At 73.9% G+C, this 12,007-nt stretch carries 12 protein-coding genes; 6 read left to right on the forward strand and 6 right to left on the reverse strand.

Annotation, left to right across the window (positions count from 1 at the left end):
* Positions 1–2 precede the first annotated feature (2 nt).
* The 5 genes from kdgD to AB1207_RS00825 all read right to left on the reverse strand — a co-directional run bounded on the left by kdgD (position 3) and on the right by AB1207_RS00825 (position 4,871).
* Entirely contained in the window at positions 3–926 is a 924-nt protein-coding gene (kdgD, locus tag AB1207_RS00805; RefSeq protein WP_367635873.1) for a 5-dehydro-4-deoxyglucarate dehydratase, read from the reverse strand.
* Positions 927–1,008: 82 nt separating this feature from the next.
* On the reverse strand, positions 1,009–1,962 hold the full coding sequence (locus AB1207_RS00810) for an alpha/beta fold hydrolase (protein ID WP_367635874.1): 954 nt from the start codon (positions 1,960–1,962) through the stop codon (positions 1,009–1,011).
* 86 nt (positions 1,963–2,048) lie between these two features.
* Complete coding sequence (locus tag AB1207_RS00815; protein WP_367635875.1) at positions 2,049–3,335, reverse strand: glucarate dehydratase family protein; 1,287 nt, start codon at positions 3,333–3,335, stop codon at positions 2,049–2,051.
* Between the two features lie 73 nt (positions 3,336–3,408).
* Positions 3,409–4,641, reverse strand: a complete 1,233-nt coding sequence (locus tag AB1207_RS00820) for a type II toxin-antitoxin system HipA family toxin (protein ID WP_367635876.1) — start codon at positions 4,639–4,641, stop codon at positions 3,409–3,411.
* Positions 4,638–4,871: a helix-turn-helix domain-containing protein gene (locus tag AB1207_RS00825; protein WP_367635877.1), complete on the reverse strand. Its 234-nt coding sequence runs from the start codon at positions 4,869–4,871 to the stop codon at positions 4,638–4,640. Before AB1207_RS00825 ends, AB1207_RS00820 begins: the two co-directional genes overlap by 4 nt.
* A gap of 229 nt (positions 4,872–5,100) precedes the next feature.
* Here AB1207_RS00825 and leuA point away from each other — a divergent pair, with 229 nt between their 5' ends.
* The 5 genes from leuA (at position 5,101) to AB1207_RS00850 (ending at position 10,485) form a co-directional block, all read left to right on the forward strand.
* On the forward strand, positions 5,101–6,828 hold the full coding sequence (gene leuA, locus AB1207_RS00830; protein WP_367635878.1) for a 2-isopropylmalate synthase: 1,728 nt from the start codon (positions 5,101–5,103) through the stop codon (positions 6,826–6,828).
* A 117-nt stretch (positions 6,829–6,945) separates the two neighbouring features.
* Positions 6,946–8,508, forward strand: a complete 1,563-nt coding sequence (locus AB1207_RS00835; protein ID WP_367635879.1) for a diguanylate cyclase — start codon at positions 6,946–6,948, stop codon at positions 8,506–8,508.
* Between the two features lie 35 nt (positions 8,509–8,543).
* Complete coding sequence (gene recO, locus AB1207_RS00840) at positions 8,544–9,344, forward strand: DNA repair protein RecO (RefSeq protein ID WP_367635880.1); 801 nt, start codon at positions 8,544–8,546, stop codon at positions 9,342–9,344.
* Positions 9,341–9,721: a serine hydrolase gene (locus tag AB1207_RS00845; RefSeq protein ID WP_367635881.1), complete on the forward strand. Its 381-nt coding sequence runs from the start codon at positions 9,341–9,343 to the stop codon at positions 9,719–9,721. Before recO ends, AB1207_RS00845 begins: the two co-directional genes overlap by 4 nt.
* Positions 9,718–10,485, forward strand: a complete 768-nt coding sequence (locus AB1207_RS00850) for a serine hydrolase domain-containing protein (RefSeq protein ID WP_367635882.1) — start codon at positions 9,718–9,720, stop codon at positions 10,483–10,485. The genes AB1207_RS00845 and AB1207_RS00850 overlap by 4 nt, the downstream gene beginning before the upstream one ends.
* Before the next feature lie 3 nt (positions 10,486–10,488).
* On the opposite strand, the gene AB1207_RS00855 is transcribed toward AB1207_RS00850, so the two are convergent.
* Positions 10,489–11,079, reverse strand: coding sequence for a histidine phosphatase family protein (locus tag AB1207_RS00855; RefSeq protein WP_367635883.1), 591 nt, complete (start codon positions 11,077–11,079; stop codon positions 10,489–10,491).
* A 39-nt stretch (positions 11,080–11,118) separates the two neighbouring features.
* Between AB1207_RS00855 and AB1207_RS00860 the strand changes: the two genes are divergently transcribed.
* Positions 11,119–11,997, forward strand: a complete 879-nt coding sequence (locus tag AB1207_RS00860; protein WP_367636139.1) for an isoprenyl transferase — start codon at positions 11,119–11,121, stop codon at positions 11,995–11,997.
* Positions 11,998–12,007 lie beyond the last annotated feature (10 nt).

Genomic DNA, 12,007 nt, shown 5'->3' on the forward strand with positions numbered 1-12,007 from the left:
GCTCAGAGCACCTTCTGGACGAGGGGGATCAGCTCGGCGAGTTCGGCCTCGGTGAGGTCGGTGAGCGGCGGCCGGACCGCCCCGGCGGTGCGGCCGGCGGCCGTCATCCCGGCCTTGACGATCGAGACGGCGTACCCCGCGCTGCGGTCGCGGATCTCGAGGTAGGGCAGGACGAACTCGGCCAGCCGCGCCTGCACGCCCGCGCGGTCCCCGGCGCGCACCCGGTCGTAGAACTCCTTCGCCCAGCGCGGTGCGAAGTTGAAGATGGCGCTGGAGTACGTCGTCGCGCCGAGGTCGAGGTACGGCAGCGCGTAGGTCTCGGCTGTGGGCAACCCGCCGACGAGCAGCAACCGGTCGCCGTGCCGGGCGTTCAGGGTGGCGAGCAGGTCGATGTCGCAGACGCCGTCCTTGAACCCGACGAGGTTGTCGAACTCGGCGACGAGGCGGTCGACCGTGCGGGCCGTGAACCGGGCGTTCGCGCGGTGGTACACGACGACCCCGAGACGCGTCGCCCGGCACACGGCGGCGACGTGCTGGTAGAGACCTTCCTGCGTCACCTCGTTGAGGTAGGGCGGCAGCACGAACACCCCGTCCGCGCCCGCCGCCTCGACCTCGCGGGCCATCGCCACGGCCGTCGCCGTCCCGTACCCGACCGGGCCCACGACGGGGCTGCGCCCGGCGTTCGCCTCGACCGTGGCGCGGACCACGGTGGACACCTCGGCCTGGGTCAGGGCCGGGAACTCCCCGGTCCCGCCCGCGGCGAACAGCCCGCTCGCACCGAACCCCGACAGGTGGGCGACGTGCTCGCGGTAGCCGTCCTCGTCGAAGGACAGGTCGGCGTGCGTGTGCGTCACGGGGAAGGACAGCAGCCCCGCGCCGAGGGTGCGGCGCAGGTCGTCGGGGGACAGGTCGCTGGGGCGGGACACGGGCGCTCCTCGGGTCGTCGGCACGGCCGAGGCTACCAGCGTTCCGCGTCAGTGGACTGTGTCCACATCCGTGGACACCGGGTCAGCGGTCGCAGACGCGCGCCACGAACTCCACGAGTTCGCGCTCGAACTCTGCGCGTGTCGGGGGTTCGTTGTGCACCTCGTGCCGCACGCCGGGGAACACCCGGGTGCGGACGTCGGGGTGCCCGCTGCGGTGCAGCCGGTTCGCGACGTGGTACGCGCCCTCGCCGTAGTTCGCCACGGGGTCCTGGTCCCCGGCGACCACGAGCACCGGCAGGTCCGCCGGGACGGCCGCGTACCAGTCGTCCCCGCTCACCCGGTCGTACAGGTCGGCGAACCCCTGCAGGAACCGGTTGCTCAGCGGAGCCCCGAAGTTGTTGAGCGGGTCACGTCCGTGGTCGGCCACGACGTCCTCGTCGAGGGCGACCCACGCGGTCGGGCCGGCGCCCTCGCCGAACCGTTCGAGGAACCCCGCGAAGAACTGGCCCACGAGTTCCGGCGGCGACGGCTGTGCCGCCTGCTCGCCCTCGGCCAGGGCCCGCAGGGCCTGCCGGTCGATGCCGGACTCGAAACCCCGCATCTGCGCGACGATGCCGCCGAGGGCCAGGCCGCTGAGCCGTGCCGCGGGGTCGACGGCCACGGCCCGCGCGATGAGCGAACCCCAGCTGTGCCCGAACAGGACGTACGGCAGGTCCGGGACCGCCGGCAGGAGTTCCCGGGCGTGCCGCTGGAGCGTCAGCTCGTCCTCGACGACGACGCGGGCGGCGTCCGCGCCGGCGTCGGCCCACGTGCCCTGCAGGACCGCGGTGCGGCCGTGGCCGGCGTGGTCGTCGGCGACGACGGCGAACCCCGCGTCGAGCAGCGTCGAGGTCAGGTGCAGGTACCGGCGCGAGTGCTCCCCGAGGCCGTGGACGACCTGGACCACCCCGCGCACCGTCCCCGGCGGGCGGTACAACCACCCCTGGACGGTGTCGCGGCCGTTGGCCGAACGGAACTCGATCTCGTGCAGGGACATGCGGTCCGCCTCCCAGTCGTCGCGCCGGGGTCCTCGGTGACCGCCGGGCCCGCCGAACCTACACGCGCCGGGTCAGGGTGGAACCGTCACCAGGCTGCGCGGTGCGGGACGAACCCCGGGTCGACCGTCCGCATGTACGTCGTGTCGTCGCGGGCGCGCAGCCCGCACCGCTCGAACTGCTCGTGCAGCCGCGCGAGCGCGTCCCGGTCCAGTTCCACCCCCAGTCCGGGCCCCGTGGGCACCCGGACGGCGCCGCCGGAGAACTCCAGGACGCCGGGCACCACGACGTCCTCGTCGGCGCGCTTCCACGGCCAGTGCGTGTCGCACGCGTAGTCGAGGTTCGGCGTGGCGGCCGCGAGGTGGGTCATGGCCGCCAGGCTGATCCCGAGGTGGGAGTTGGAGTGCATCGACAGGCCCAGGCCGAACACCTCGCAGATCCGGCCGAGGTCCTGCGTCCGGCGCAGCCCGCCCCAGTAGTGGTGGTCGGACAGGACGACCTGGACGGCGTCCTGCGCCACGGCGGGCGGCAGGTCCTCGAAGGCGACGACGCACATGTTGGTGGCCAGCGGCATCCGGCCCTCGAGCCGCCGCGACACCTCCGCCATCCCGGGGATGCCGGGCGTGGGGTCCTCCAGGTACTCCAGCACCCCGTCGAGTTCCTCGGCCACCCGCACGGACGTGTCCGGTGTCCACGCCCCGTTCGGGTCCAACCGCAGGGGGAGGTCGGGGAACTCGGCGCGCAGCGCGCGGACGGCCTCGACCTCCTCCTGGGGAGGGAACACCCCGCCCTTGAGCTTGACGGCCGTGAACCCGTGCTCGTCGACCATGCGCCGCACCTGGGTCACGATCCCGGCCGGGTCGAGGGCGGCGCCCCACCCGTCCTCCTCGCCGCCGGGGTGGGCGGCCCACTTGTAGAACGCGTAGGCGCTGTAGGCGACCTCGTCGCGCACGGCGCCGCCGAGCAGGTCGCTCACGGGGCGGCCGGTGAGCTTGCCCTGCGCGTCCAGGCAGGCCACCTCGAACGGGCTGAGCACGCGGTCGGCGGCGTCCTGCACGACCTGGCCCAGCAGGTCGCCGGCCCGGGACGCAGCCCCGCCCAGCGACGCGGCGACGGCACGGCCCACGGCGTGCAGGTCGAAGACGTCGACGCCGAGCAGGTGGGGGACCGCGCGGTGCAGCCGCTGCAGGTGCTCGGTGTCGCCGTAGCTCTCGCCGAGGCCGACGACGCCGTCGCCCGTGCGGACCTCCACGACGCTGCGCAGCGCGAACGGCTCGTGGACGCCGACGTTGTTGAGCAGGGCGGGGTCGTGGAAGGCGACGGGCGTGATGGTCACGTCCAGGACCGGGCTCGTGGAGCGGGTGCTGCCGGGCATGTCTGTCCTCCAGCGCGAGGTGCGGGTGTCCAGCATTGTGGGCTGCGTCCACGTCCGCGGACAAGGGACGTCATCACGCCAGCAGGCGTTCGAGGTGCTCCCGCACCCAGACGATCGCCGCCTCCGACGCGGGGTGGACGCCGTCCGCGGCGTCGCGCACCTCGCCGAGCCACGCGCGGAACCGCTCGACGACGTCCTCGACCGTCGCCCGTGCCGGTCGGGCCGGCATCCGCCACGACCGCGCCTCCGCGACGAGGTCGTCGAGCCCGACCCCGGCGAGGGAGAACCGCCCGTTCACGCTGAGCGCCAGCCGGTCCCGACCGAGCTGGGCGTGCGGGGAGACGTCGTACACCGGGGCGAGGTCGACCCGGCCGTCCGGGCGGTGGGTGACCGCGACGTTCTTGGCGTGTCCGTCGGTGTTGCCCAGCAGGACGTTGAGCGTCGCCCAGCGCAGCAGTCCGGTCCGGTCTCCGCCGTTGTCTGCGAGTGCGCCGGCCAGTGCGCGGAGGTTCGCGGCCGGCCGGTGCCACCCGAACTTCGCCTCGATCTCGTCGCTCGTCAGACCGAGGACCGCTGCGCCGTCCTCCTGGTGCGACCGGGACACCTGACCCGTCGCGGGGTGGACGTGCCGGTCGAAGCGGGGGACCACGAGAGCGGGGAACCCGTCGAACTCGACGACGCGGGACACGGCGCTGCGCAACCCCACCGCCTCCGCCGCCCGCGAGCTCAGCGCCTCGTCGTGCAGCAGCGCAGGCCGGTCGGGGAGTTCGGGTTTGAGGATGTGGGTGCTGGCCGACCCGGCGCGGGGGACGTGCCACCGCTCGCCGACGAGGGTCAGCGCCGTCTTGGGCTGCACCCCGGGCAGGGAGGAGTCACCGTCGCCGAGCCGCTCGTCGTCACGCGCACGTTCCAGGTGCCGTCGGACGGCGACGTCGTCGGCCAGGGGGTCGAGCCACCCCGGTGCCGGGGGTGAGCCGGCGGCGGTGAACCGTGCCGCGCCGGCGACGTCACCCCCGACGACAGCCAGCAGGCCCAGGACGTCGTCGCTGGAGGTACCCGCGCGCCGGGCCAGCTGTGACCGGGGGCTCGTCGAGACCTCCGGCAGCAGGCCGCCGAGGTAGGCCCGGACCAGCGCGGACGGGGGTCGGACGCTGGGCGGTTGTGCGGCCAGGCGGACCGACAGGACCGGGGAGCCGGCCGGGACGTGCTCGAGGAGGTCCTCGGCCCAGCTGAGGACGAGGCGGCCGGCCTCGTCGGTGACGCCTGCGACCCTCCGCCCGTGCAGCCAGACGTCGAGGGTCGTCACGAGGGACCCTCCGCCGGGCCACTGCCGCTGAGGGTGGCTCCGAGGGCCTCGGTCAGCAGGAGCAGCCGGGACAGCGTGAGGTCGCTCTTGCCGCGCTCGAGCTCGGAGATGTACCGCTGCGAGACGCCGGTCCGTTGCGACAGCTGCGTCTGCGTCAGCCCGGCCTGCCGGCGCAGTCCGTGCAGCCAGCGACCCACCTGGGCGCCCGTGGTGAACGTGACGGTCGGCACGGTGGGTCCTCCGGGCGTATGACGATGCCAGATAGCGGCGATTATCCACCAGGGTAGTGCGACCAGCGTCGGGCGCGCTCGGGGAGCAAAGGGGTACGGTGGTGCCGTGGCTCGTCTGGAGAACCTCCTCCTTCGTCGCCGCGGCGGGGCCAGCTAGGCCGGTCTCCCCGTCGCGGGACCTCGTCGTGCGCGCCGGCCGCCACACCGCCCGCAATGAGGAGATGACGACGTGCAGAACACCCAGACGCCGAGCCCGATGCCGTTCCACAAGTACCAGCCGTTCCACGAGCAGATCACCGTCCACCTGCCCGACCGCACCTGGCCGACCAAGCGCATCACCCAGGCACCGCGCTGGTGCGCCGTCGACCTGCGCGACGGGAACCAGGCGCTCATCGACCCCATGAACTCCGAGCGCAAGCTGCGCATGTTCCAGCTGCTCGTCGCCATGGGCTACAAGGACATCGAGGTCGGGTTCCCCTCCGCCTCGCAGACCGACTTCGACTTCGTCCGGACGCTGGTCGAGAACGACCTGATCCCCGACGACGTCCGCATCCAGGTGCTGACGCAGGCGCGCGAACACCTCATCGAACGCACCTACGAGTCGCTGCGCGGCGCCAAGCAGGCGATCGTCCACCTCTACAACTCGACGTCGGTGCTGCAGCGGCGCGTCGTCTTCGGGTCCGACGAGGACGGCATCGTCGACCTGGCCCTGCAGGGCGCCCGCCTGTGCCGGAAGTTCGAGGAGACCATCCCCGAGACGACCGTCTACTACGAGTACTCCCCGGAGTCCTACACCGGCACCGAGCTGGAGTTCGCCGCGCGCATCTGCAACGCGGTCGTCGAGGTGTTCGAGCCGACGCCGGACCGCAAGGTCATCGTCAACCTGCCCGCCACCGTCGAGATGGCCACCCCCAACGTCTACGCCGACTCGATCGAGTGGATGTCGCGCCACCTGCACCACCGCGAGAACGTCATCCTGTCGCTGCATCCGCACAACGACCGCGGGACGGGCGTGGCCGCGGCCGAGCTCGGGTACCTGGCCGGGGCGGACCGCATCGAGGGGTGCCTGTTCGGCAACGGTGAGCGGACCGGGAACGTCGACCTCGTCACGCTGGGCATGAACCTGTTCAGCCAGGGCATCGACCCGCAGATCGACTTCTCCGACATCGACCACGTCCGCCGCACGGTCGAGCACTGCAACCAGCTGCCCGTCGGCGAGCGCGTCCCCTACGGCGGAGACCTCGTCTTCACGGCCTTCTCCGGCTCCCACCAGGACGCCATCAAGAAGGGCCTGGAGGCGATGGAGCGCGACGCGGCCGCCGCCGGCAAGACCGTCGACGAGATCCCGTGGGCGGTGCCGTACCTGCCGATCGACCCCAAGGACGTGGGCCGCTCCTACGAGGCCGTCATCCGCGTGAACTCCCAGTCCGGCAAGGGCGGGGTGGCGTACCTGCTGAAGGCCGAGCACCAGCTGGACCTGCCGCGCCGCCTGCAGATCGAGTTCTCCCGGGTCATCCAGGAACGCACCGACGCCCAGGGTGGCGAGGTGTCCTCGCGCCAGATCCACGAGGTGTTCACCGACGAGTACCTGCCCTCGCCCACGGGCACGCCCGAGTGGGGCCGGTTCGCCCTGCGGGGCACCCGGTCGGTGAGCGTCGTCGACGGGGCGGACACCCTGGAGGTCGACCTCTGGGACGGCGGCACCGTGAGCACGGTGCAGGGCACCGGCAACGGGCCCATCGCCGCGTTCTGCGCCGCCCTGGGTGAGCAGGGAGTCGACGTCCGCGTCCTCGACTACGCCGAGCACGCGCTGTCGGCCGGCGGGGACGCGCGCGCCGCGGCCTACGTCGAGTGCGCCGTCGACGGCCGCGTCCTGTGGGGTGTGGGCGTCGACCACAACATCACGACGGCCTCGCTCAAGGCGATCGTCTCGGCGGTCAACCGCGCCCTGCGCTGATCGGCTCCGCGCGTCCGCGCCGTCCGGGGTTCGACTCCCCCCGGACGGCGCGGACCGTTAAGATCAGTCACCACCTGTGACGCGCGGTCACCGGCGGCGACACGGGGAGGGGGCGGCGTGGGCACCGAGCTCGAACCCGTCAGCCCGTTCGGACCGTTCGACACCCTCGCCGAGTGGGCGCACAAGCTCTACCTCGACGGCTACGGCGAGCGGGCCATCGCCGCCAGCCGCGAGGCCCTGGCCTTCTGCGAGGCCGCCGGGGACGAGCGCACGGCCCGCTACCTGCAGTTCATCTGCGGCGTCGCCCTGCACCAGCTCGGCCGCGCGGCCGAGGCCAGCGAGGAGGCCGGGCACCTGCTGCGCCGCCTCGGCGCCGGCGCGGACCCCGTCTGGCGGGCCAAGGCCCTCGCGCTGCTTGCGGAGTCCCGCGTCGACCTGGGCATGACGGCCCTGGCCATGGACCACCTCGCCGAGGGCAAGCTCATCGTCTCGGCCCAGCCCATCCGCACCTACGACCACCTCTCGGCGACGATGTCCGTCGCCCTCGCGCTCAACGCGCTCGCGCTCTTCGAGCCCGCCGACGAGCTCATGGTCCAGATGCTGGCCCTCACGTTCCCGCCCGCACGGGTGCGGCTCAACGTCGCCCAGGAGGCCGCGGTCCTCCGGGTCGCCTGGGGCTCGATGCTCGAGGTCGCAGGCCGCGCCCAGGAGGCGTGGCCGCACTACACCGAGGCGCTCGCGCGGGCGGCCCGGATGCGCCAGCTCGCCGCCGAGGCCGACTACCCCGAGATGCTCGCCCGGGCCGAGGCCGTCGAGGCGTTCGTCCTGCAGCGCACCGGAGAGACCGACCTCGCCCAGGCCCGCCTGCGGCCGGCGATGGAGGCCTTCCGGCTGCGCGAGGAACTCGCCGAGACCCAGATCGCGCGCATCGCGCTGGCCATGGTCGCCTCCGACGCGGGCGACCGCGCCGCGGCCACGGACCTCCTCGCCGCCGTCCAGCGCGTCTCCTCGGCCACCCAGCTCGACGTCTGGGGGCTCACGGCGCTCGCCGTCCGGGCGCGCAACGCCGTGCTGCACGACGGGCGCAGCGAGGCCGCCGACGCGCTCGAGCTCCTGGCCCAGGTCTCGCTCACGCGGCTCTGGGAGGACCGCGAGAGCCGGTTCGAGGCGCTGCAGGACCGCATGCGCCAGCGCGAGATGGCCGAGCAGCACGAACGCCTCGGCCGGGCCTCGCTCGTGGACCCCATGACGGGCCTGGGCAACCGCCGCCGCCTGCAGCAGGTCCTCGAACGCCCCGACCAGCGCTTCAGCGCCGTCCTGCTCGACGTCGACCGGTTCCGCGCCGTCAACGACGAGCACGGCCACGAGGCCGGCGACGCGGTCCTGCGCCGCATCGCGGACCTGGTGCAGCGCAACGTGGGCGACGACGACATCGTCGTCCGCTACGGCGCCGACGAGTTCGTCGTCCTCGTGCCCGGCGGGCGCGGTGCGGAGCAGACGGCCGAGCGGCTGCTGGAGGTCGTCCGCAAGGAACCCTGGCTGGAGATCTCCCTCGGCCTGCGCGTCACCGTCTCGGCCGGGGTGGCCGGGCCGGCGTCGGCGGCCGAGGCCCTCGCGGCCGCCGACCGTGCGGTCCTCGACGCCAAGCGTTCGGGGCGCGACCGGCTCGTCACGGGCTGACGGGCTCTGTCCGAGCGTCGACCTACAGTGGTCGCGTGGCGGGCAGGAGCAGCAGGGGTTCCAGCATCGGCGGGGCGAAGAGCTACCGCGACGAGGCCGTCGTCCTGCGCACCACCAAGCTCGGCGAGGCCGACCGGATCGTGACCCTCCTCACCCGGCACCACGGCCGCGTGCGCGCCGTGGCCAAGGGCGTGCGGCGCACGTCGTCCCGCTTCGGGGCGCGGCTGGAACCCTTCACCTGCGTCGACGTGCAGCTGCACCGCGGCCGCTCGCTCGACACCGTCACCCAGGTCGACGTCCTCGCCCCCTACGGGCAGGTGCTCGCGGCCGACTACGGCCTCTACACGGTGGGGCACGCCCTGGTGGAGACGGCCGAGCGGTTCACCGAGGTCGAGCGCGAGAACGCGACCCAGCAGTACCTGCTCCTCGTCGGCGCGCTGCGGACGCTGTCGCGCCGCGAGCACGCCGCCCCGCTCGTCCTCGACGCGTTCCTGCTGCGCTCGCTCGCCGTCGCCGGGTACGCCGCGAGCTTCGCCGACTGCGCCCGCTGCGGCGAACCCGGTCCGCACACGGCGTTCAACGTCGCCGCCGGGGGAGCGGTCTGCGGCGCCTGCCGGCCGCCGGGCTCGGCCGCACCGGATCCCCGGACGCTGGACCTGCTCGCGGCGCTGCTCAGCGGGGAGTGGGCGGTCGCCGAGGACACCGAGGAACGCTGCCGCCGCGAGGGCAGCGGGCTCGTCGCCGCCTTCCTGCAGTGGCACCTCGAACGCGGCATCCGCTCGCTGCGGCACGTGGAGCGGCCCGTGGAACAGCCCGACGAGGCCACCGTCCGATGAGTTCCGGCGGTGGCAGCGGTCGGGGGGACGTGGAACGGGAGCTGGCACCGCTGCTGCAGCGCTGGGTGGACGAGGGGCTCGTGGCGGGGGCCGTCGCCCTGGTGGACCGGCCGGCGGACGGTGCCGGGGGGCCGGTGGTGGTCTGCGCCGGAGTCGCCGACGTCGCGACGGGCCGGCCGGTGACGCCGGGCACGGTGTTCCGGTGGGCATCGACCACCAAACCCCTCACGTCCGCCGCGGCGCTGACGTTCGTGCAGGACGGTGCGTTCGGCCTGGACGACGCCGTGACGCCATGGCTGCCGGAACTGGCGGAACTGCGCGTGCTGCGGACGCCCACCGCTGACTCGACGACACCGTCCCCGCCGACCGTGCCGTGACCGTCCGGGACCTGCTGACGTCGACGTGCGGCTGGGGTTTCCCGTCGTCCTTCGACGGGCCCTGGGTGCAGGCGTTGTCCCGGTGGCAGAACGGGCTGGAGGTCGCCGAGGTCCCGCCGCCGCGGGACTGGCTGGAGGGGCTGGCCACCCTCCCGCTGCGGTACCAGCCCGGCGAGCAGTTCCTGTACAACGACTCCTACGACGTCCTCGGGGTGCTGCTGGCCCGGGTCGCCGGGCGGCCGTTCCCGGACGTCGTGCGCGACCGGATCGCCACGCCGCTCGGCCTGCGGGACACCGGGTTCGCCGTCCGGGCCGACCAGCGGGACCGTGCGTGCGCGGCCTACCGGGCGACCGACGGAGGCCTCGTGGAGTTCGACGGCACCGACGGCCGGTGGAGCGCCGAACCCGCGTTCGCGTCCGGGGCGGGCGGGCTCGTCGGGACGGTGGCGGACTGGCACGCCTTCGCGCGTGAACTCCTGCACCCCGGTCGCGTGCTGAGCGCGGAGTCGGTGCGGCTCGTGACCACCGACCAGCTGGGCCCGGGCCGCGACGTGGAGGCCGGGCTGTTCCTGGACGGCGCCGGGTGGGGCTGCGGCGGGTCCGTCGACCCCGCCACCGGACGGTACGGCTGGGTCGGCGGGACGGGCACGAGCGCGCACGTCCTGCCGTCCGACGGTTCCGTGGCCGTCCTCATGACCCAGACGCTGGTCGACTCCCCGCGGCCGCCGGTGTTCCTGCAGGAGTTCTGGTCGGTCGCCTGGTAGGGCTCAGGCCCGCTGCGGCGCGCGGGCCAGCCGCCAGTCCTGCCCGGCGCCCTCGACGACGACGGACGTCGCGTTCGCCATGCGCGCCAGCTCGACACCGGCCAGGCCCTCCACCGTCGCGCGCAGCAGCGTCCCGTGGGCCACGACGACGAGCGGGACGTCGCCGTGCTCGGCGCGCAGCCGGCGCAGGGCACCTGCCCCGCGCGCGACGAGGTCCTCCCACGGTTCCTGGCCCGGCCGTTCGCCGTTCGGGTACCGGGCCGTCAGCTCGGCGAGGTTCCCGCCCTCGGCCTCGCCGAAGTGCCGCTCGACGAGGTCGTCGTGCGGCGCCAGCAACTCCAGGCCGAGGCGGTCGGCGATGATCTGCGCCGTCTCGCGGGCGCGGGACAGCGGCGAGGACGTGACCGCGGCCCAGGGGGTGTCGCCCAGCGGGTCGGCGAGCTGCTCGGCCAGGGCCCGCGCCTGTGCGCGACCGGTGTCGTTGAGCGGGATGTCCGTGCGGCCCTGGAGGCGCCCGTCGCGGTTCCAGTCGGTCTCGCCGTGGCGCACGAGGGCGGTCCGGGCAGGGGTGGGGGAGGTCACGTGGTCGGGCACGTGCCCCATGGTCCCACCTGGCACCCTGGTGCCGTGCCCGTGACCGGACCCCGACGACGCCGTTCCGCCCCGACCCCCGCGCGCGCGGCGCGACCCGTCGTCGCCCCGCCGCCGCACCCGTCGGGCGCCCGGCCGCCGCAGCTGCCGGCCGAGCTCGTGCCCAAGCACGTCGCGATCGTCATGGACGGCAACGGCCGCTGGGCGAACCAGCGGGGCCTGTCGCGCATCGAGGGCCACAAGATGGGGGAGGCGTCCCTGCTGGACGTCGTCGCTGGCGCGGTCGAGATCGGCGTCACCCACGTCTCGGCGTACGCGTTCTCGACGGAGAACTGGCGGCGCAGCCCCGAGGAGGTCAAGTTCCTCATGGGGTTCAACCGCGACGTCATCCGGCGGCGCCGGGACGTCATGGACTCCTGGGGCGTCCGCGTCCGCTGGGCCGGGCGGCGTCCCCGGCTGTGGCGCAGCGTCATCAGCGAGCTCGAGACGGCCGAGGAGATGACGCGGGAGAACACCGTCTGCACGTTGACGATGTGCGTGAACTACGGCGGCCGCGCCGAGATCGCCGACGCCGCACGGGCTCTGGCCCAGGACGTCGCGGCCGGGGTCGTGAACCCCGACCGGATCGACGAGCGCACGTTCGCCCGCTACCTCGACGAACCCGACATGCCGGACGTCGACCTGTTCTGGCGTTCGTCGGGGGAGCAGCGGACGTCGGGGTTCCTGCCGTGGCAGTCGACCTACGCCGAGATGGTGTTCTCCGACGTGCTGTGGCCCGACGTGGACCGCCGCGCCCTGTGGGCCGCGATCGAGACGTACGCGACCCGCAACCGCCGCTACGGCGGGGCGGCGGACGCCCCGGACCCGACGGACGCCGCGGACCCCACGAACGAGACGGCGGCGGTCACCCCGCAGGAGTGACCGCCGCCGC

It is taken from the genome of Kineococcus endophyticus (genome assembly GCF_040796495.1).
In the GTDB taxonomy this organism is placed as follows: Bacteria; Actinomycetota; Actinomycetes; order Actinomycetales; family Kineococcaceae; genus Kineococcus; species Kineococcus endophyticus.